15 protein-coding genes and 1 tRNA gene are annotated in these 21,283 nt (G+C 35.7%); 13 read left to right on the forward strand and 3 right to left on the reverse strand.

Features of this window, described 5'->3' with window-relative positions; all coding sequences use genetic code 11:
• Positions 1-75 precede the first annotated feature (75 nt).
• Positions 76-5,052: a PA14 domain-containing protein gene (locus C9914_RS09210; protein ID WP_106764978.1), complete on the reverse strand. Its 4,977-nt coding sequence runs from the start codon at positions 5,050-5,052 to the stop codon at positions 76-78.
• Between the two features lie 356 nt (positions 5,053-5,408).
• Positions 5,409-5,484: transfer RNA gene (locus C9914_RS09215), tRNA-Ala, on the reverse strand.
• A 300-nt stretch (positions 5,485-5,784) separates the two neighbouring features.
• Here C9914_RS09215 and C9914_RS09220 point away from each other — a divergent pair.
• Positions 5,785-7,431 carry a PASTA domain-containing protein gene (locus tag C9914_RS09220; RefSeq protein WP_022264702.1) on the forward strand — a complete coding sequence of 549 codons (1,647 nt, stop codon included), beginning with the start codon at positions 5,785-5,787 and terminating at the stop codon, positions 7,429-7,431.
• Between the two features lie 63 nt (positions 7,432-7,494).
• Here the strand turns inward: C9914_RS09220 and C9914_RS09225 are convergent, their stop codons facing one another.
• Positions 7,495-8,187, reverse strand: coding sequence for a helix-turn-helix domain-containing protein (locus C9914_RS09225; protein WP_106764980.1), 693 nt, complete (start codon positions 8,185-8,187; stop codon positions 7,495-7,497).
• Positions 8,188-8,271: 84 nt separating this feature from the next.
• On the opposite strand from C9914_RS09225, the gene C9914_RS09230 reads away from it, so the two are divergent.
• From C9914_RS09230 to C9914_RS09285, 12 genes are all read left to right on the forward strand, one after another.
• Positions 8,272-8,901, forward strand: coding sequence for a histidine phosphatase family protein (locus C9914_RS09230; RefSeq protein ID WP_022264704.1), 630 nt, complete (start codon positions 8,272-8,274; stop codon positions 8,899-8,901).
• 16 nt (positions 8,902-8,917) lie between these two features.
• Entirely contained in the window at positions 8,918-9,574 is a 657-nt protein-coding gene (locus tag C9914_RS09235; RefSeq protein ID WP_022264705.1) for a hypothetical protein, read from the forward strand.
• A 391-nt stretch (positions 9,575-9,965) separates the two neighbouring features.
• Positions 9,966-11,243 (forward strand): hemolysin family protein, encoded by a 1,278-nt coding sequence (locus C9914_RS09240; protein WP_106764981.1) that lies wholly within the window; start codon positions 9,966-9,968, stop codon positions 11,241-11,243.
• A gap of 18 nt (positions 11,244-11,261) precedes the next feature.
• Positions 11,262-11,435: a DUF3006 domain-containing protein gene (locus C9914_RS09245; protein WP_022264707.1), complete on the forward strand. Its 174-nt coding sequence runs from the start codon at positions 11,262-11,264 to the stop codon at positions 11,433-11,435.
• 91 nt (positions 11,436-11,526) lie between these two features.
• Positions 11,527-12,477: a metal ABC transporter substrate-binding protein gene (locus C9914_RS09250; RefSeq protein WP_106764983.1), complete on the forward strand. Its 951-nt coding sequence runs from the start codon at positions 11,527-11,529 to the stop codon at positions 12,475-12,477.
• 20 nt (positions 12,478-12,497) lie between these two features.
• Positions 12,498-13,244, forward strand: coding sequence for a metal ABC transporter ATP-binding protein (locus tag C9914_RS09255; protein ID WP_022264709.1), 747 nt, complete (start codon positions 12,498-12,500; stop codon positions 13,242-13,244).
• On the forward strand, positions 13,244-14,086 hold the full coding sequence (locus tag C9914_RS09260; protein WP_022264710.1) for a metal ABC transporter permease: 843 nt from the start codon (positions 13,244-13,246) through the stop codon (positions 14,084-14,086). Before C9914_RS09255 ends, C9914_RS09260 begins: the two co-directional genes overlap by 1 nt.
• Positions 14,087-14,605: 519 nt before the next feature.
• Complete coding sequence (locus C9914_RS09265; RefSeq protein WP_106764985.1) at positions 14,606-15,439, forward strand: radical SAM protein; 834 nt, start codon at positions 14,606-14,608, stop codon at positions 15,437-15,439.
• 5 nt (positions 15,440-15,444) lie between these two features.
• On the forward strand, positions 15,445-16,038 hold the full coding sequence (lexA, locus tag C9914_RS09270) for a transcriptional repressor LexA (protein ID WP_106765046.1): 594 nt from the start codon (positions 15,445-15,447) through the stop codon (positions 16,036-16,038).
• 291 nt (positions 16,039-16,329) lie between these two features.
• Positions 16,330-17,112, forward strand: a complete 783-nt coding sequence (locus C9914_RS09275; protein WP_106764986.1) for a ClpP family protease — start codon at positions 16,330-16,332, stop codon at positions 17,110-17,112.
• A 62-nt stretch (positions 17,113-17,174) separates the two neighbouring features.
• On the forward strand, positions 17,175-18,128 hold the full coding sequence (locus C9914_RS09280; RefSeq protein WP_106764988.1) for an undecaprenyl-diphosphate phosphatase: 954 nt from the start codon (positions 17,175-17,177) through the stop codon (positions 18,126-18,128).
• Positions 18,129-18,333: 205 nt separating this feature from the next.
• The gene (locus tag C9914_RS09285) at positions 18,334-21,186 is read left to right on the forward strand and encodes an FtsK/SpoIIIE family DNA translocase (RefSeq protein WP_242972101.1); all 2,853 of its coding nucleotides are present in this window, start codon (positions 18,334-18,336) and stop codon (positions 21,184-21,186) included.
• The last annotated feature ends 97 nt before the right edge of the window (positions 21,187-21,283 follow it).

Raw genomic sequence — 21,283 nt, forward strand, 5'->3', positions numbered from 1 at the left:
GAATTCTTTTATTTTTTAGTTATAAATTATAGCCTCGCACTTAACCGATAATCTATAACTTTTTTTCAAGGAGGATTATCGCACCTTCTTTGACGACTTGCCTATATGCACAAAGGCATATTTTTTATTTAATAGCAATAAACCACCTGCTAATACTATGGCTATTGCTCCAAATAAAACGAAGTTAAATTCGTTAGGGCTTCCACCCTCACCACCAGTTTCTGGCATACTGATGTCTTGAACTATACGAGTATTATTTACTATCAAACCAGTAGTAATATTGGAAGAAGTACTAGTAGTATATTCAACTTTATAAGTTACATTACCACTTGCAGCGGTGATAGTAGTCGTATTGTCATTATCAATAGGGTTACCATCTTTGTCTAATTCTCTTATAGCATATTGCCATTGGAAGCCATTATCATCATATGTTTCAAGCTTAGTAATTGTCTTTTCCCAGCTGGAATCTAATGTAAAACTTTCATAGTTAGGAACTTTACTCCAAGAACTATCAGTTGAACGACGAAGCAAGCAGAATCTTACTGCATTAGCAGTAGGAATATATTTATCTCTATCAGCTTCATCTACATTAAACCAATTTTTACTAATTTTAAGGTCCATTGTAGCTATTTGAGTATTATAGAAAGTATATGAATACTCAGTTTCTTTAGCAACAACTGTTCCTGTTACTGAATGAGTAGCTATTCCATTAACTGTATTCTGGCTGATAAGTACATCGTTACCGCCAGTTGTAACTTTCTTAAGCACTGCGTAATCAGAGTTTTCATCAACCTCGTGGATAATATATTCTGTGCCTACTGGAATACCTGTGATTGTCTTGCTCTCACCAACTCCAAGCTCAATAACATTAGATACTATAGAATTAGCACCCTCCAAGCCAGAACCGCCGACATTCTTAAACTCAACATAGAATTTATATTTACCTACTAAGTTTACATTACCAACCTTATCTTTGGTAATCTTGATGCTTCCGACATTTACTTTATTATTGAATTGAACCTTTAACTTTGTGCTTTGATTTGTTCCGTCCGGGTTAGTATACGAACGGAAAACCATAGTATCTGCATCAGGCTTAGTACCTGTATAGTTAGCTAATGGGGAACTACTGTCTGGCTTTTCTGTTCTTCCGTCATTTACGGCTGTGCCAGTAACATTTTTCAGATTCGAGATACTGCCGTTGGTTACTGTACTTCCACTTGCCATACTTGTTACAGCAGAGCCATCTTCGTAAACAGTATATGTAGTCGTATAGAGTTTCTTCTGAGATGCACTAAGATTTTCTTTTAATGAAATATAACTTCCTCTACGGAACTGGTCATAGAAAGTAACTAATTGCTTATTCTTTAAGTAGAAATTACCACTTTCATCAACTAAATCAAGTGTACCCTTTGAAGATGAAGAGCTACTATCCTTTTTATAATACTGTGCATTTTTTGTATTTTCGAGATTTCCGCTTGTAGCTGAACCATAGTCAGGAATGTTTTCTTGAGCAGTAGTAAAGCCTGTACCTATGGAAGTAGCATTATTTTTAAAGATGAAATCGTCAAGGTAAACATCGCACTCGATATTATACTGAAAACTTATAGTGCTAATTTTAGTCTTATCAAAACCACTTTCCGCAGTAAGCTTATCTAAGATTACAGTTACTTTTGACCAAGCATTACCACTAAGAACAGTATCCTTAACCTTATTAGCATCTAAGAAACCATAAAGCTTTTTGCCGTTTACATCAGTTAATTGAATATACATATTATTTAACGATGCAATATCATTGGCAATATAGGCTTTAAAGTTAAGATAAGTCATTTCGCTTATATCTTTCAACTGATTATCATCAGCACTTAAATTACCTAATCTTGCTTGTGTATATTCATTATTTTCATTTGAGTAATTAGCAAACCAATGTACAACATTATCTTGTCCATTATAGCTATCTGCTTTTTCAAATATATTACCTTCAGATGTTACAAATAAATTACCCGTGAAATTCTCAGCGAAGTTAAGCGTTGTCAATCCTGTGCTACCATTAGCAGCTTTTGTGCCAAAGTGTGTTACACGATTCTGAATGAGAAACTCAAAGTTTTCGTTTTCATCAAAGAGATTAGAGAACATTGTGTTAACATCACTCTTATCAACAGTTTTCTCAACTTCAAGTTCACTGCTGTCAGGGAAGTTAAATGCAACCTTCATATTTGATTCCCACATACCACGCTCCATATAGTACATGGTAAGTGTATGTTCAGTAGAATTATCACCCTCGAGAGTGAAATCTTCCTGCTGATAGAAATCATATATTTTATTTTCCGTGCCAGACTCACCATCAGCGTGATATGTTATTGACCTTACTGAAGAGCCTCCCGATACATCAGAGTTATTAGCTGATTTTTTAACCCTGCTTACATAAGCTTTTTTATTAGCAAAGTCTAACATACCTGTAACCTGACCATGGTCACCACCAACATCAAGTGCAAGCTGTCCATCAATATAAACCCAAACATCATCATCGCCAGAGAACAGGAATTTAATATCTACTTTGTCTCCATTACGATTGATTACTTTTCCATCATCTGTAAGACGGAATTTAAACTCAAGCTTTGCTCCATAACCATAATTATATGTAGAACCATTATTGTTTTTCGCACTGTTATCACCATAGTTAAATGGGAACAAACCATATATGTTGGAAACACCATCACCGCCATCATATATACCACTACTATTTAAGTTTTTACTCCAATTTCTATTGATATCTGAAGAATGATTTGCTAAATAGTAATTGTCGCTTGCGGTATCCTTTTGCATTGCAAGAGTTGTGCTTGCACTATCATACCACCAGTAATCAACTCCCTCACCAAAGACATCTTTCTTTGTAAATGGGAAAGCAACATTGTTATATACCTTACCTAATTTTGTGTTTTTGCTATTGTTTCCGTTTAGGAAATCCTCGTCAAAATAAGGTGAAGCTGCTTTGCCGTCATGCGTTTTCAGAACACCGTTATCCAAACTACTATTAACGATACCCTGTGTTGCATACATATAATATCCATCTGACCCTATCTTTACCGTACCATCTGAATTTACATTAGAGTTATTATTTGAAATAAAAGTATTATACTTGCTCCAACCATATAAATCCATAGTATCAGCTATCGCTCCAAAAGGAAAACCCCAGTCACTATGTGTTGGCTGAAAATGACCTGTATAAATTGCGTCGTTGACACTTACACCTTTATTTTTATAATAATCACTAAGAGCTTGGTCGAACTGTCTGAAATTTACCCAGTTTCTATGAGACGCTCCACTTTGCAATCCTGATTCACCATTATAATCATCACGGTTGCTGCCGTTCAACTCAAAATCTGTATAGTAATCATAGAAAGTAGAGTTTACATAATTTACTTCAGTACTTCCGTAATTGCTCTTTTCGCTACTAAAGCTTGATGCTTTAATATCTACTACTGGGTTATTTTTGCCTGATTCTGCATCACGAATGGTATAGACCTTATCCCAGTAGCCTGAACGCATACTATTATCATAAATACATTTATCACTTGAATCGGCATAGAAGCAAGTCTTATTTGTATTTTTAGGTAAATCTAAATCTTCTGTTTTACTTGCATTAGCATTAGCATTAGGCCATGTGCCTTTATTAGTACTACTATAAAAAATCACCTTACTATATTTTTCAACATCTTGCTTACTGATATTTACAAAATAGACATCAGACCATGTATTAGAATCAACTGTCTTTGAAGATAATTTTGTCATTTCATAACCAACTGTTGAACCATCTGTTGCTCCAAACAAATGAACAAACATCTTTGCATTACTATCTTGTATAGGCATTGTAGCATTATTAACCGTTGAACCTAAATATGATAGCTTTGAAAGGGTTGCATCAAAATATAAATCCAAGCCATCACTATTGCTATAAACACCAGAAATACTTGCTATACTTCCATTAATACTCAACTTGTTTTTAGATAAATCGCTCCAAAGGAAATTATATCTCATATTATTATATGTAACGCTTATAATATCCTGCTGTGTTGCGGAAGTATTTATTATATAGCTGTAAGTACTATCATCATCTGAATCTTTTGTAAAAGTTCCATTAGAATCTTTTATTGTAATAGTTGGTACGACACCAGAAGTTGTATCAAAAAAGAATTTATCAAGATAAAGTTTATTGTTATTTATAGAATCACTTGCTGTTGATGGCTCAGCTCCCCAATAAGAAATCACCGAGTTATTAGAAAGATTTTCTGTTGCACCATAGTAGAATGTATTACAAGTATTTTCATCATAACTTATCGGTGTAACACCACTGCTGTTTTCATTAAATAGATTATATTTTCCAAGAGAAGTATCACCATTTTTAAATTCTACTGTTGTATAAGGTTTGTCATTTATATCATTAGGAATTGTTATTTGATTATTTGTAAGACTTGAACTTGTTTCTGTAACTTCAGCTCCGGTAAATATAGCAGTTATATTTCCTGCAAGTTTACCTGTCATATCCTTGAAGTTTATTGTTTTGCCTTCTAAGCTTTTTGAAATCGGCGTATCTGAAACACTAATTGAATATACTGTTTTACTGTCTATTATAGCTGTAGAACTTCCGTCCCAGTAAAAATATTTGGCACCCGCATCACTTAAATTGATTGATGTCATAGTAGTTCTTCTATAATCTTGAGCTTTAATATCGTTCCAATTATCAAAGCAACTGAACCCAAAGATATGTCCAATATTTCCCCAACCGCTCTTATCCCAACGAATTATATCTGTACCAGAAATTTTTTCACCTTTCTGTAAAGTACCCCAAGTATCAACAAACATATAGACATTATTATTCCATTCATCAGAAAAGTTTGATATATCCAAATAGACATATTTCGATTCTAAAGTTATGCTTGCCGCATCAGCTTTTTTTCCGCTGAAAAGATTCATAGGAAAAATGCCTATGAGTATCATTAAGGCACATAATATTGCCACACTTGATGTTAGTTTTCGTTTAGATGTTATTATCATAAAGCATAAACCTCCATAAATCTTTTTGCATCTCATAATGGAATGTAGCCTACTATTTACATAAATTTTCTTAATCTTTTTTCGATTATAGCATTTTTATGCAAAATCGTCAACATTTAGGTAAAAAAAGTCATTATTTTACAATTATTTCTTATAATAATATGTATATTAGGGCAAATATAAGCATTTTAGTTTTTTACACTATTGTGCAAGTTTGGCTATTATGATACGAGTATCAATTTTAAAAACAAATAATGAAAAATTTTATCCAATAAATGCAAAAATTGCACTCTCCTTTTAAAACAAAAATTCTCTCGAAAGCTCTCGAGAGAATTTATTTATGCTTAACCAAGGTATGGTGGAGATAAGCGGGATCGAACCGCTGACCTCTTGAATGCCATTCAAGCGCTCTCCCAGCTGAGCTATACCCCCATCTGATTTGCTACAATTATATATCATTTCTATATATCATTTCAATATTAATTTTATACAAAACACTCTATACACTTCAAACTAAATTTTATAAGTTTTTCTAAATTATATATACATTACTAATATTATGTTTTAATTTACAAATTTGTAATTCTTATTGCTCTACTAAAACTTGCTTTTTTGCTATCAACTATGCTATAATCAGTTATATATTGGCAAACAAGCAGTCAGCACCGTGCAGCTTTTGCTTGTAATTACTTCTAAAATTCTGATTCAGCACGGAGATAGGTGGCTTTATTCATGTCGCAATTATGTTTAGGTTGTATGTGCGAAATTAACGGTGAGCAAAAATGCCCACATTGCGGATTTGATAAGGACTCTGTACAATCTGCACCCTTTCTTCCTTTGGGTACAATCCTTCAAGAGCGTTATTTAGTAGGCAAGCAAATCGACAACAGTGTTGAGGGTGCTTACTATATAGGTTACGATAACTTTATGCACTCTGCTATTGTTATTCACGAATTTCTCCCTTCTGGAATCTGTGGACGAGCTCCTGGAAACGTAGACCTTGTTATTCGTGAGGGAAGCGAACAGACCTTTGAAACTCTTAAAAAATCTTTTCTTGAATATTACAGAACACTCGCAAGACTTCGTGAGCTTTCATCTATAACACCAATTTACGATATTTTCTCTGAGAATGGCACTTGCTATACCGTTGAGGAAAAGCTTGATTGCATTACATTTGGTGAATATATCGAAAGAAGCGGTGGTTCTATCGACTGGAATACTGCAAGACCAATGTTTATGCCTGTTCTTTCTGCTCTTACTTCAATTCACGAGGCAGGAATTACTCACTTTGGCATTAACCCAGAAAGCCTTGTTGTAACACCCGCTGGAAAGCTCAGGCTTCAAAGCTTTGCTATAAGAGAAATTCGTCAGCAGAATGATATGATTGACGCTGAGCTTTTTGATGGTTGCTCTGCTCCTGAACAATATGACCCTAACGCTTATCTTGATGAGCGTACAGATGTCTATGGCTTTACAGCAACCTTATTCTTCGCCTTGACAGGTCGTCTTCCGGAAGATGCGGACAAGCGTAAGCCTGATGGCAAGCTCCCACTCCCTACTTCTGTTTTTAAGCAGCTTCCACCTCATGTTGTAACAGCTCTTGCTGGTGGACTTCAGGTTCTCAGAAGTGCAAGAACAAAAACTTGTGCAGACCTCAAGACTCAGCTTTCTGCTGCTCCTACTGTTCGTGCTATTCAGAATGAGGCAACTCGAAACGCAGCTCAGGCAGCCGCAGTAAGAAGCTACAATGCAAAGAAAAAGAGTGGTATACCTGGCTTTGCGTGGGTGCTTGTTTCATGTCTTTCAGCTTTACTTATTCTTGTAGTTGCTGCTATTATATGGGTTAGCCAATCTAACTTTAATATTGTTATTTCTAATGGTGAAAGCAATGCCGATGTAGAGTCTTCTGCAAGTTCATCTGCATCTTCTGCTATTGTTGATACTTCTGACCCTGATTCTATTGTTGTTCCTAATCTCTGTGATAAGGAATACACTCGTGTTCTTTCAGACTCAAGCAATGCTGAATATAGTATTCTTCAAGAAAGTGAGGCAATGTTCAGCAATACAGTTAAAGAAGGAAATATAATTTCTCAGATTCCTGAGGCTGGCTCAGTCGTAACTAAAGGCTCTTCAATCGTAGTTGTCGTAAGTAAAGGTCCTCAACAGAGAGAACTTCCTGCAATAAACAATCTTACTGTTGAAGAAGCTATTAAAACTCTTAGTGGTATGGGCTTTATAGTCAACAAGACAGAAGTTGCAAATGACCAAATTGCAAAGGGTGCTGTTATTGGATATAAGGATTATAAGGTTGGCGACACCGCTCCTTATGGTTCTAAGCTTACAATTACTGTAAGCCTTGGTGCAGAAACTTCTGCTTAAGTAATAAACTAACTTAAATAAAAAAGCGACTGTCATAAAACAGTCGCTTAATTTTATATAAAATTATGAATAATAATCTGTTATATTGTTTTCTGCGATTTTTATAAGGTCTGAAAGTGCTGCAGCATATTGTGGATAACGCTCTTGTATTACACTTGGTGAAAGGCTTATCTCTCTATCCTTATATATGGTCTTAATAAATGCTTTTGCAGAAATCTCTGCGTTTGTTTCATTAACGAGCATTAGAGCGGAAGAAAGCCCTCTTTGAAGTTCCATATTTATAGCGAAAAAGTCTTGTGGATTTTGTGGATTAGCATTATATAACAATCTGAACATCTTATAAACAGATACCATAAGATATGACGAAACTTCGCTTGTAAGATTCTTATTTCCTGCTTGTGCAAGTATATTGAAAATAACAGAAATAGAATTCATTACAAGTCTTCTATTAAGATTGGCAAGATTGGCACAATGACTATCACACAGTGGTTTTCCAGTTTCTTGAGTATTGCTCTCATCGCTTTCTATATTAAGTATAGCTCCCTTTCGGTCGGAAGTAATACCAACAAGATAATCACAGGAAACATCATAATATTTTGCTACACGAACAAGGAAATCTAATCCACATTCCCTTATTCCCTTTTCATAATGCGAAAGCAATGCCTGAGATATTCCGAGTTCAGCAGCAGCTTGCTTTTGGCTCATACCTTTTTCTTTTCTTAGTAGTGTAATAATTCGTGGGAAATCTGTATTCAATGTGATTCACCTCGTGAAAATACTTATTGTAGATTATACTACTCTCATAACTATTTGTAAAGAAATTTTAAGGAGAATTTTTATATGAAATCTTATCAAATCAATTTTATCCGCCATGGACAAACTGAGGCTAATCTTCAAGGTGCATATATAGGTGTAACTGATGTACACCTCTCGCCAAAAGGCAGAGAACAGCTTTTGAAAATAAGCGATGAGCAAGGCTATCCACGCACAGAAATGCTTATATCAAGTCCTCTTTCTCGCTGTCTTGAAACCTGTGATGCGATTTTTCCATCACAGAATGTTACTTTGAATGGTGCATTTTCAGAATGTAATTTTGGCGACTGGGAGGGTAAAACTGCCACTCAGCTTGCTGGTGAGCCTAAATTTGCCGAATGGCTTTCAAATTCCGAAAAAACTCCTCCACCAAACGGTGAAAGTGGTGCAGACTTCACTCGCAGAGTATGCCGTGGCTTTGAGCGTCTTGTAAACTCTATGATGACTTCTGGCATTTCTTCCGCAACTATCGTTACTCACGGTGGAGTAATTATGACACTTCTTGCTGTATATGGACTTCCTCAGGCTCACAGCTATGATTGGCGTATGGACTGTGGTTATGGCTATGCAACAAGAATAACCCCTGGCCTTTGGATGCGTGATAAGGTTATTGAGGTTTATAATACAATTCCATATTCCCCTGAAATAAACAACTGAATGAAAGGTGATTATCTTGAAAAAAACTTTTAAAATAACTGCTCTTGCCTTTTCTGCTATGATTTTACTTTCTACTACGGCTTGCTCTCAAGGTGAAGCTAATAACGAAAGCAACACTTTATCTGAATATCAAAGTATTGTTTCAGAAACTCGCAGTATTACAACTAATGAAAACTTCAATATTAAAAAAGCCTTTAATAGTATACAAATAAATGGAACTATGCTTCCTTCCCCACCTTGCATTTCTGATTTTGGAAATGACTTTACTCTTGGAACTAAGCTTTTTAGTGGTGACGAAAATAATTCTGGCAGACTTGTAGGAAATTTACTTAGCAACAAAGCTAAAGCAATTTCTTATGATATATATAATGTAAGCAATGATGAGCAAAGCGATGAAAAAAAGCTTAAAGAATTAAAATTAGATATAATATCTCAAGAAAATATTGATGTAATGGAAAGTAAAGCTCTACTTTCTGTTCTTGGAATCACCGTTGGAGATAGTATGGATGATGCTGATAAAGCATTTGGTATGCCAGACTCAAGAAGTATGTCCGAGAAAAATTCTGGAACTTATACTTATACATCAAGTGAGGACACAAGTAAAATGATTTCGCTTGAGTTTAAAGATAATATTGTAACAAAAATAACTATATATTATTCTGTTCGTGGATAATTTAAGCTGATAAAAAGGTTTGAGTGAATTCACAAAGCAATTCCGTGTCTTGGCAAAGGTACTCTGTTTGAGAAATTTCGCTATTTGGCTACTGTTACTAACAAAAGAAATTAAGTGGCGGACTAAGTCCGCCACTTTTGGGGCAAAGAAAAGTTAAGGGCGTTGCCCTTAAAACCCACCAAAGGCTCCGCCTTTGGAATCCGCAAGCTTTTGAAAAAGCTTGAGCAAAACTTTTAATTATCTTAGGGAAGTTTTTAAATTATTTTATCTTTTATTCTAATCGAGAAATATAATTGCGTTAATACTTTATATAATATGAAGAAGTGATTCTTAATTGCACAATGAAATATTTCAAATTGTGCATAAACAATTTTATTTGGAGTGATGATTTTTGGATCCTTGGTCTACGATTGCCATTTGCGTTGTGTTACTTTTGCTTTCTGCATTCTTTTCATCAACGGAAACGGCATTCTCGTCAGTAAGTAAGATTCGCCTTAAAAACCTTGCCGATAATGGCAACAAAAAAGCTAAAACTGCACTATATGTTGCAGAAAGATATAGCAAGGCTCTTACAACCATTCTCGTCGGAAATAACATCGTAAACATTGCAAACTCTGCTTTGGCAACCGTTTTCTTCGTAAACATTTTTGGTGAAGCTCAGGGTACTGTAATCAGCACAGTTGTTATTACAATCGTTGTTCTTATCTTCGGCGAGGTTCTACCTAAGAATATTGCAATAGACAATGCAGAAAAAATTTGTATGACCTTTGCACCTGTTCTTAAATTCCTCATGGTTTTACTAACACCTCTTTCTATTATTCTTATGGGAATAAACAAGCTCTATAAGAAGCTTGCAAGAAATAGCAATCATCAAGAACCTTCTGTCACAGAAGATGAGCTTAAATATATAATAGAAAGCATTGAGGAAGAAGGCGTTCTTGAACAGCAAGAAAGTGAACTTGTACAGTCCGCTCTCGAATTTGATGAGAAAACAGCTGAGGAAATTCTTACTCCTCGTGTAGATATGGTCGCAATAGACATTGATGACCCTGTCGAAGAAATTACTGAACTCGTTCTTAAAGAAAGATACTCTCGTATTCCAGTTTACAGAGATAACATTGATAAAATAATCGGTGTACTTCACACAAGAGATTATCTCGAGGCTCTTATAAATAATAATGAAAAGCCAAATATTGAGGCTATGCTCCAGCCAGCACATTTTATTTATAAGACCAAAAAACTTTCTGCATTGCTTGCAGACTTCAAGTATAATAAGATTCATCTTGCCGTTGTTACTGATGATTACGGCGGAATCCTTGGTATAGTTACTATGGAAGATTTGCTTGAGCAGATTGTTGGTGAAATTTGGGACGAGGACGAAGAAGTAGAAAAAATGTCCCTTAAAATCTCTGATAATAAGTACGAAGTAAGCGGTGATATGCCTATTTCAGATATGCTTGAGCTTTTTGATAAGCCTACAAAATATATCGAAACCGAAAGCAATTCTGTTGGTGGTTGGGCATTAGAACAGCTCGCTAATATTCCTGAGCCAGGTGAACAATTTACATACAAGGAATTAGAAATTACTATTCGTGAGGTACTCGACCAGAGAATTTTAAGTATGATTATTGTATACACACCGTCTGAAGCTGAAGAAGATGAAGAATAATTAAGCAAGGAGAACACAATGAGAAAACTTAAAGTTGACCGCACAGAAGGAAACTTCTTTATCTGTGAGGACAAAGAAAAGAAAATGTTTGCTATCGAAAAAAATGAAATGCCTAAAGAAGCTAAATGTGGCGATATGATAGTTATTTCTGATGATGGCATAATCAGTGTAAGCAATACAAAAAATAAATAAAGCATAAGCAAAAGGGTGAACAATTGTTCACCCTTTTATATGTTCACTCACTCATATATTAATGTTAAAGACAGGTTGGTGATATTTTACTATGAAAAAAATATTGGCTTTGCTTTTGACAACGACTATCGCAGTCGGTTCCCTATCGGGCTGTATAAGAACTAACTATCAAAAAGACAAGGTTAAATTTTTAGCCTCCTTCTACCCTATCTATATAATGGCTCTTAATATCGTTGATGGCGTTGAAGGTATTGAGGTTGATTGTATGGCTGAGGTTCAAGTTGGTTGTCTGCACGATTTTAAGCTTTCGACTGACAATATGCGAGATATTGAAAAATCTGACGGCTTTATAATCAATGGTGCTGGTATGGAGGGCTTTATTGAGGATATTGCAAACAGAGTTGACGGTCTGCATATAATAGATTCCAGCATAGGTATAAATCTTCTTGCAGACGGACATCATCATGATGAAGATGAAGATGAAGATGAACACGACCATGAGCATGAAGATGAACATAATCATGACCACGGCGAATATAATGCTCATCTTTGGGTTTCTGTTGCCAACTATATAAAGCAAGTTGAGAATATAACTGAGGGAATTGTAAAGATTGACCCTGCTCACGAAAAGGAATACCGAAGGAATAGCAAGGAATACATTTCTAAATTGACTAAGCTACAAAATGAAATGGAAAGCGGTCTTGCAAATATTTCTGATAGAAATATTATTACATTTCATGAGGCATTCGACTACTTTGCTGAGGAATTTAACTTAAACATTGTAAGTGTTATAGAGCGTGAACCCGGAAGTGAGCCTAATGCAAAGGATTTAGCGTCTATTATCGACTTAACCAATCAAACTGGTGTTAAGGCTCTATTCGTTGAACCGCAGTATCCTGACACTTCCGCAGATATAATAGCCGCTGAAACTGATGCTAAGGTTTATACACTCGACCCTGGAGTAAGCGGTGATATGAATAAAGATGCCTATATTATTATGATGCAAGAAAATCTGAAGGTTTTGCAAAAAGCATTAACCTAAGTTATAGAAAGGATTCTGAAATGACTGATTTACACAAGGAATGCCATTGCAGTGTTAAGATTGAACATCTCTCAGTAACACGAGGTAATCAAAAGATTCTTGATGATGTTAATCTTGAGGTTAAGCATGGCGAAATAACAGCAATTATTGGACGAAATGGTGCAGGAAAAACAACTCTGCTTAAAGCAATTATGGACCGTATTCCACATACTGGAACGGTAACATATTTCAACAGTATGGGAAAGAAAATTTCTCAGCCAAAGCTTGGCTATGTTCCTCAATCATTGAGCTTTGACAGAGGAACTCCACTTACTGTTGCAGATTTATTCTGTGCAAACTCTGGTATGATGCCAGTATGGTTCAGACATAAAAAAGACAAGCTCGCTCACGCAAAGGAAATGCTTGCCCATGTTGGTGCAGAAAGGCTTATTGATAAGCCACTTGGCAGAATTTCGGGTGGTGAATTGCAACGAGTGTTACTTGCATTTGCACTCGACCCTATGCCTGATATGCTTATACTTGATGAACCTGTTTCCGCACTCGATAGACGAGGAATAAGCTCTTTCTATGATTTAGTAACTTCTTTAAGAAGTGAGTATCATATGCCTGTTTTGCTTGTTTCTCACGATTTAGGTCATGTCACAAAATACTGCACTCGTGCGGCTCTTGTTGATGGAACTATTGTACTTACTGACACTGCGAAAAATATTCTTAAACACAAAGAAGTTCGAGAAGTATTCGGACTTGGAGAGGAGGGTATACTTTAATGGACGGAATTTATGCGGTAATGGATTTTCTTTTGCCTTTCGATTGGGCAGAATATAATTTTATGAAAAATGCCCTTTTAGCGGTTTTAATGCTTACCCCACTTCTTGGACTAACAGGAACTATGATAGTCAACAACAAGCTTTCGTTCTTCTCTGACGCACTCGGACATTCAGCATTGACGGGTATAGGTATCGGCGTATTGCTTGGTGTAGACAATTATATGCTCTCTATGATAGGCTTTGCCCTACTCTTTGCCTTATGTATAACGGGAATAATTCAATCTGAAACAGCCTCAAGCGATACTATAATAGGTGTCTTCTCGGCTGTTGGAGTTGCATTGGGAGTTGTATTGCTTTCGGCGAATGGAGGGTTCACGAAATATTCCAATTATCTGATTGGTGATATTCTTGCAATTTCTCAGAACGAACTTTTACTACTCGCAATCGTTCTTGTTGTAGCAGTTGTTATGTGGGCTATTATTTTCAATAAGCTTTTACTCGCAAGTGTCAATGCGGACTTGGCATCAAGCAAAAGAGTAAGAGTTCGTCTTTATAATAATTTATTTGTTATAATGATTGCTTTATTGGTAACTATTTCTATTAAATGGGTTGGAATTATGATTATCAATTCTCTGTTGGTACTTCCAGCCGCAGCAGGCAGAAATGTATCTTCTTCTATGCGTTCATATCACATCACATCAGTTGTATTCTCGATGGTTTCGGGAGTTTCAGGATTGATTTCATCATATTATTTTGGAACTTCAGCAGGTGGAACAATAGTATTATTTGCGGCAATAATTTACTTTATAACTTTCTTTATAGGAAGAAAAAAGAAAGCCTAATATAGCAAACTATTGCAGTCGAAAAAATGTAAATACACTATGGAACAGGCGAACATAGTTCGCCCATACCATTTGCTTGAAGATTTTCCTAAGGAACTCAAAATTTAGGTCAAGCCTTTTTAAAGGCTTGCGGTTTCCAAAGGCAGAGCCTTTGGTGGGTTTTAAGGGCGAAGCCCTTAACATTCTTTGCTCTTTGAGCGGCGGATTTTATCCGCCGCTTTTTCTTTTGTAAACAACATCAGCAAAAAACGGTGGACAAAGTCCACCGTTTAGGAGTAAAAGAATGTTGGGCTTCGCCCAAAGGTGTTTCGCTCTCTGCGGAGAGCGACAAGGGCGTTGCCCTTGACCTACAAGCTTTTGAAAAAGCTTGAGCAAAACTTTTAAGTGTCTTAGGAGAATTTCTTAATTATAATATGTCGAATTTTGGCGAAAATCAAACTTTTGTTTGACAGTTTCTCGAACATATGTTATAATTTTAGGGTAATATTATGCTTATGTATGTTGGGTGTGGCTATTGAAATGAAGATAAATCACATTACGGTTAATGACTATCTTACTAAATCAAAGCTTCCCGAAAGTGACTATGTTATAAACCCATATGTGGGTTGTCCTCATGCTTGTGCATACTGCTACGCCTGTTTTATGAAGCGTTTTACAAATCATAACGAGGACTGGGGAAGCTTTCTTGATGTTAAAGAATGTGAAAAGCCAATAAGCCTATCGAGAATAAAAGGCAAATCTGTATTTTTATCATCAGTTACAGATTGCTATAATCCTTATGAGGAAGAATTTCGCATAACAAGAAAAATTCTCGAACAGCTTATAAACGCTGATTGTCAGCTTACGATTTCTACAAAATCAAAGCTTATTTTGCGTGATACATATTTACTCAAGCAATGCAAAAATCTTAAAGTCGATATGTCAATTAACACGCTTGATGAAAAATTTCAATCGGATATGGATAATGCAAGTAGTATCTCAGACAGGCTTAAAACCTTAAGATCTCTGCACGAAAATGGAATTTATACTGTTTTGTTTATGTCGCCTATCTTCCCTTATATTACAGATTTTAAGGCTATAATTGAGAAATCTAAGAGTTTTATTAATGAATACTGGTTTGAAAATCTTAATCTCAGGAGTAGTTACAAATATACTATTCTTAACTACATAAAAAGGAACTATCCTGAATATTATCCTTATTATAAGCAGATTTACATAAAAAATGATTTTTCGTACTGGCAAAAGCTTGCTCTTGAAATAAATGGATATTGTGAAAGTCAAGGTCTTAATTTTAAAAATTATTTCTATCACGATAAATTGGTTGCTGATAAAAAACAAAGGAATAAGGTGTGATGTTTATGAAAAAACTTACTAAAAGTCAGGCAAAAGTTTTCGACTTTTTAAAGGAAAGCATTGCAGATGGAATTACTCCTTCTGTGCGTGAAATTTGTTTAGCAACAGGTCTTAGCTCTACCTCAACGGTTCATTCTCATCTTAAATCTCTTGAGGAGCTCGGTTACATAACTCGTACAACTGGTCTTAACCGCTCAATTCGTATTGTTGGTGAAGAAAAAGCATCACAGGTTCCGGTCATTGGCAAGGTTACTGCAGGTGTTCCTATTCTTGCTTTTGAGGATATTTCTGGATATGTACCTTTTCCTGAAAGTAAACGCAAAGGACGAGAGCTTTTTGCACTTAATGTTGTTGGCGAAAGTATGAAAGATATTGGCATACTTGATGGTGATGTTGTTATCTGTGAAAAAAAACCTGTTGCGGAAAATGGCGAAATCGTAGTCGCAATGATAGACGGTGAAGCAACTGTAAAATCTTTTTACAAGGAAGATAACTATGTAAGATTGCAGCCACATAATCCCGATTTCGAACCTATTATCACAGATGATGTCACTATCTTAGGCAAGGTTATTGCACTTTCACGAGATTATGGTGCTTAAAGCTTTTAATAAAAATATCAACGAGCTACCTAATTATGGTAGACTCCCTCATTCTCAAACTTTTAATTGAACTCATATTAAATATTTACTCTGGGCGAAACACTTTCGCTCTTTTTGTTTTTAATAATCAGTTAAATATGACATAAAAAATTACTTTGTTGCCAAAATATTTTCAGAAGTATTAAAATTAAAAAGAAAAAATTGCCTTGATGTATTTAATCCTGAATGATATAATAAAAATGTATGTATCACGACTAAATTTGATAAACTAATCAAAGGAGGTCTGATATAATGAAAAAAAATCAAAAAAATGATGAGCAATATATAAAAAATCCTTCAGAGCCTGACGAAAAAGCTGATGAACTTAATGAAAATGGTCCTACAAGCGAAAAGCGTACGGATTCTATTATCGAAACTGGAAGTATAATTGCTTCTAATGGCAAATATACTATCCACTGTCTGACGATTATCGGGCAAATTGAGGGACATTATATTCTCTCATCACAAAACAAAACCACTAAGTATGAACATGTTATTCCACAGATTGTTGCTGTGGAGGAAGAACCTCGTATAGATGGGCTTCTCATTCTGCTCAATACTGTTGGCGGTGATGTAGAGGCTGGACTTGCTATTGCTGAGCTTCTTGCAGGAATCCGCAAACCAACAGTTTCTATGGTACTTGGCGGAGGTCACTCAATAGGCGTTCCGCTCGCAGTTGCGGCAAAAAAGTCTTTCATAGCAAAGTCCGCATCTATGACTATTCACCCTGTAAGAATGACTGGTCTTACACTTGGAGTTCCTCAGACATTTGAATATTTTCAGCGTATGCAGGCAAGAATTACGAGATTTGTATGTGAAAATTCAAATATCAATCCAGAAAGATATAATGAGCTTGCTATGAATACCGGAGAACTTGTACTCGATGTAGGAACTGTTCTTGACGGCGAGGACGCAGTCAAAGAGGGATTGATTGATAATCTTGGCAGTTTTTCTGATGCTCTTGACGCTCTTTATGCTATGATTGATAAAGAAAAAAAAGCTAAAAAGAAAACTTCCAAAAAAAGTAAAACCTAAGGAAGTCTGGGCGGACAAAGTTCGCCCTACATATATATTAGTTAAATAAACGGAGGTACATAATGAACATATTTGAAGCCATTGTGCTTGGTGCGGTTCAGGGACTGACAGAATTTCTTCCTGTTTCGAGCAGTGGACACCTTGCTATATTTCAGCACTTTTTTGGGTTAAATGATAACAACCTTTTCTTTAATGTTATGCTCCATGTCGGAACACTCACAGCTGTTTGTGCTGTATACTGGAGATTATTTTTAAGACTTATCAAAAGTTTCTTTATGATACTGAAAAAAATCTTTACAGGAAAATTTAAATGGAGCGAAATGGACGCTGATGAAAACCTCGTTATGATGATTATAATTGGTCTGTTGCCACTTTTCTTACTGTTCTTGCCTATTGGAGGAGGTATGAAAATTAAAGACCTCGCTGATAAATGGAATTCTGATGGTTATCTGATAATTACATCTATTTCACTCTTAGTAACAAGCTTTCTTCTTGTTATCGGAATTAATGCAAACCGCAAAACTACAATTCTTTATAAGAGTCATGGCAAGCTTCGTGCAGACGGTGCGGGAAGAAGAAAGCTAAACCCTGTTGATGCAGTTTTTATTGGTCTTTTTCAGGCAGTAGCCGCTATCTTCCCTGGAATATCTCGTTCAGGCTCTACCCTTACTGCTGGAGAATTCAGAAAAATAAACAAACAGCGTGCTTTGGATTATTCGTTCGTTCTTGGAACTCCTGCGATTATTGCGGCCGCTCTCCTTGAAGGAAAAGACGCTCTTTTCCCTGCTGACGGTTCAGCGGTTGCAATCGAATTTTTACCTACTTTAATTGGAATTATTACTTCTGCTATTGTAGGTTTCCTTGCTATTCGACTTTTCAAATGGTTGCTTTCTACAAACAGAATGTATTATTTTGTTCTCTATACGGCCGGTGCTGGTATAATTTGCCTTGTTATCAGCATTATAGAGCTTATTTCAGGAGTAAACCTCTTTACACAGCAGCCACTTACATTCTAATTATCAAATAAAATAGGTTCACTTTAACGAACACAGTTTGCCTTAATCGGTAGTTCATTGGTAATTTCTTAATAAGTAGCAATAAACTACTTTCGCCGATATTGAGCAATACTTGCTTTAAGGAAACCTGATTAAATACTCGTTCTTAAAAATGTCACCGATTCCATTAGTCGGTGACATTGATTTTCAATAGGAGGTATGAATTTTGGCAAATGATTCTAAAAAAAATCCGACTAAAAAAGCTTCATCAAGCAATAAAAATACCGCCACAAAAAGCACGAAAACTACAAAAAATATACAAGCATCAAAGCCTAAAACCAAACGAATAACCAAGGCTGAAAAGGAAAGAATAAAAGCCGAACAAGAAGCCGCAGAAAGGCGACGCAGACGAATAAAATCTATAATAATATCAGGTATTGCTATTTTAATATTCTGTTTATTTATAATTCGTGGCGATATGTTCTGGACAACTGTACACTCGTTTATTTGGGGAATTTTTGGTTTCTGCGGAATATTAATTCCTATATTAATGATATATATAGCATATCAAAGTGGAAAAACAGATATTCCATATCGTATGAATCTTAGATTTTTTATAGCTATATCACTAGCTGTACTTTTTACAACCGCTGTATATCTTTTCTCTCACGGAAAAGTTGAAGGAAATGTTTTTTTCGCAATGGGTGACGCTTATATAGAAGGTATTAATTATTGTGGGGGCGGACTTATCAGTTCTATACTTGGTGCTCCTATGATGGCATTTATTGGTGCAACAGGTTCTCGAATTATTATAGCTGTTTTGCTCTTTATAGATATTATGATAGCCTCAGGGGCGACAATTATAGGCTTTATAGATTTCTTTAAAAAGCCTGTGGAAAAGGTTTCTACTAAGGTATCATCTAAATTTTCTGAAACCAAACAGGAAATAAGCAGACAAAGAGCTATTCGTCAAGAATATCAGCAAGCACAAAAACAAGAACAGCAATCATTCTATATTTATGGCAGAAGAGCTGATGAATCGAAAACGAACCATATAGATATACCTCTTGGAAATGATTCAGGAAAGCCTAATATGCTCCCCGATGATTTTATAAGCGAACAGTATATACCTAAACAATCTAATAATTTTAATGCAAATGATTATGATACCCCGACGATAACAACTCAAAAGCGTAAAAAAAGAAAAAAATCTAATCCTGATATTGAAAATCAAAATAACTCAGAGCCTATTATTTATGAATCTATTCAATCTGAAACAACCTTTGATGAAAACCACGAAGCAGGCTCTTTTGAAGAATTAGATGGTATTCTTTCAGAAAAGGATAACAAGACTATTGCTGACGCTTTAAAGCAGATTGAAAAGAAAAAAAGCAAGAAAAAATCTGTTGAAGAACCTATAAGCTTTGATATACAGAATGTTTCTTCTGAATATTTATCAAATGATAGTGTTTATCTCAAACCACCTATAACACTTCTGAAACCCACTCCATTTACAAACGAAGGCGATATTGCAACAGAGCTTAATCAAAATGGCTCTATGCTTATAGAAACTCTTGCAAGCTTTGGCGTTAAAGCAAGTATAGTAAACATCTGTCGTGGTCCCGCTGTAACAAGATATGAACTTCAGCCTGCTGCTGGTGTTAAAATCAGTAAAATCACAAATCTTGCTGATGATATTGCTATGAACCTTGCCGCTGTTGGCGTAAGAATTGAAGCACCTATTCCAGGAAAGGCTGCTGTTGGTGTTGAGGTTGCTAACAAGGTAGTAAGCATTGTTAAAATGCGTGAATTGATAGAATCACCTGAATTTAACAATGCTAAAAGCAAGCTTACTGTTGTACTTGGCAGAGATATTGAAGGTAATATTACTATTGCCGACCTTGCTAAAATGCCTCATTTGCTTATAGCTGGTTCCACTGGTTCTGGTAAATCTGTATGTATAAATTCTATGCTTATCAGCTTGATTTATAAATCAACACCAGAAGAAGTAAAGTTGCTTATGATTGACCCTAAGGTTGTTGAACTTGGAGTATATAATGGTATTCCACACTTACTTGTACCAGTTGTCACAGACCCAAGAAAAGCGGCGGGTGCATTAAACTGGGCTGTAAACCATATGCTTGAAAGATATAAGCTCTTTGCTGAAAATAATGTTCGTGATATAAGAGGCTATAATGCACTTGTCGAAAGAACAAACGCTGAAATAGACAAAGAAGAAACTAAAATAGGCGATGATGAAAATTCAGATGAGTTTGAGATGCCTCAAACTCCTGAAGAGCGACAAATTATGGACGCTGCTATTTCAGAAGCAGAAAACAGTGGAAAGCCTCCTAAGAAAGAAAAACTTAAAAAGCTTGAACAAATTGTTATAATTATTGATGAGCTTGCTGACCTTATGATGGCCGCCCCTAATGATGTAGAAAATGCTATTTGCCGACTTGCGCAAATGGCTCGTGCTGCTGGTATGCACCTTGTTATTGCTACACAAAGACCATCTGTTGATGTCATTACTGGTATTATTAAAGCTAACATTCCAAGCCGAATTGCTTTTGCGGTTAAATCGCAAATAGACTCGAGAACTATTCTCGATTCAGGCGGTGCTGATAAGCTTCTCGGCAGAGGTGATATGCTTTTTGCACCTATCGGAGCATCAAAGCCTAAGCGTGTTCAAGGCTGTTTTGTAGATGATGAAGAGGTTGAGAATGTTGTAGAGTTTATCAAAAATAACAGAGCTTGTGAATATGATGAAAGCATCGCTCAAGAAATTGAAAACAATTCTATAACTGAAAATAACAGTTCAAAGGCTATTGCCAATGAAGACTCTGACCAAGACCCTATGCTTGAAGAAGCAATTAAGTGTGTTGTTGAAGCTGGACAAGCCTCGACCTCACTTTTACAAAGAAGATTGCGTCTTGGATACGCAAGAGCAGGACGACTTATTGATGAAATGGAAACAATGGGAATTGTTGGTCCTCACGAAGGCTCAAAACCAAGACAGGTACTTCTTACACAACAGCAATATATGGAAAGACAAATGAATAGGTCAGATGAAAACTAAATTTCTATATAATATATAATTATTTTAATAGCAAATAATTTCTAATATATTAAGCTTACTTCAGCTCAGCAAATTGCTTACAATACATTAGAAAGCT

Source organism: Pseudoruminococcus massiliensis (assembly GCF_900291955.1).
GTDB lineage: Bacteria > Bacillota > Clostridia > Oscillospirales > Acutalibacteraceae > Pseudoruminococcus > Pseudoruminococcus massiliensis.

What these genes read in the sequence shown, in the direction of transcription:
- C9914_RS09210 (WP_106764978.1), bottom strand. Translation starts at nt 5,052, where the DNA reads ATGATAATAACATCTAAACGAAAACTAACATCAAGTGTGGCAATATTA.
- C9914_RS09220 (WP_022264702.1), top strand. Translation starts at nt 5,785, where the DNA reads ATGTCGCAATTATGTTTAGGTTGTATGTGCGAAATTAACGGTGAGCAA.
- C9914_RS09230 (WP_022264704.1), top strand. Translation starts at nt 8,272, where the DNA reads ATGAAATCTTATCAAATCAATTTTATCCGCCATGGACAAACTGAGGCT.
- C9914_RS09245 (WP_022264707.1), top strand. Translation starts at nt 11,262, where the DNA reads ATGAGAAAACTTAAAGTTGACCGCACAGAAGGAAACTTCTTTATCTGT.
- C9914_RS09250 (WP_106764983.1), top strand. Translation starts at nt 11,527, where the DNA reads ATGAAAAAAATATTGGCTTTGCTTTTGACAACGACTATCGCAGTCGGT.
- C9914_RS09255 (WP_022264709.1), top strand. Translation starts at nt 12,498, where the DNA reads ATGACTGATTTACACAAGGAATGCCATTGCAGTGTTAAGATTGAACAT.
- C9914_RS09260 (WP_022264710.1), top strand. Translation starts at nt 13,244, where the DNA reads ATGGACGGAATTTATGCGGTAATGGATTTTCTTTTGCCTTTCGATTGG.
- C9914_RS09265 (WP_106764985.1), top strand. Translation starts at nt 14,606, where the DNA reads ATGAAGATAAATCACATTACGGTTAATGACTATCTTACTAAATCAAAG.
- lexA (WP_106765046.1), top strand. Translation starts at nt 15,445, where the DNA reads ATGAAAAAACTTACTAAAAGTCAGGCAAAAGTTTTCGACTTTTTAAAG.
- C9914_RS09275 (WP_106764986.1), top strand. Translation starts at nt 16,330, where the DNA reads ATGAAAAAAAATCAAAAAAATGATGAGCAATATATAAAAAATCCTTCA.
- C9914_RS09280 (WP_106764988.1), top strand. Translation starts at nt 17,175, where the DNA reads ATGAACATATTTGAAGCCATTGTGCTTGGTGCGGTTCAGGGACTGACA.